This window comes from Paucibacter sp. TC2R-5, from assembly GCF_025717605.1.
In the GTDB taxonomy this organism is placed as follows: domain Bacteria; phylum Pseudomonadota; class Gammaproteobacteria; order Burkholderiales; family Burkholderiaceae_C; genus Paucibacter_A; species Paucibacter_A albus.
The window spans coordinates 1-452 of the sequence record NZ_JAJIRQ010000042.1 but is presented as its reverse complement, the minus strand read 5'-3'; the positions used below and the strand labels follow the sequence as shown (position 1 = coordinate 452).

Sequence of the window (452 nt, the reverse complement as noted above, 5' to 3'; positions counted from 1 at the left end):
CCAGTTTATCCAGAGCCTCCAGTTCAACTCGGCCGTAAGCCGGATTGAAAAAATATGCTCCATCGGCCAAGCCTGCAGCAGATACGACTCTCTCGGCCATTCCGTAATAATCTATTACAGTTGCATTAAAAGTCGCCTCAAGTAATTTTCGTCCATTTGTGCTTAACATCTCGGATGATGTCAGTATCAATGGAATATTTGTCTTGAGTCCAGCGTTCTGCATAAATCTGGCGAGTGCCTCGCCAGAGCTGGGATGAGTGAAAAGAACCTCGGGCGAAAATTTCTTTAACTCCGAATGAAACCAAGCTGTTGTGCCCTGGCAAAGATGATTTGAGGATAAAAACAGCTTGCGCCCTCTTTCTCTATACTCGCCAAAGGGTGGCTTATTATCTGTTACTGGCTTAATACTGTCGGCCCGAAGGCGAGCCATTCTTGCTCGGCGGAAAGTTAAA

The 452-nt window shown here is 46.2% G+C and carries 1 pseudogene; it reads right to left on the bottom strand.

The annotated features are described in order from the left end of the window. Nucleotides 1–452: pseudogene (locus tag LNV08_RS22990) on the bottom strand (hypothetical protein); the annotation flags it as partial.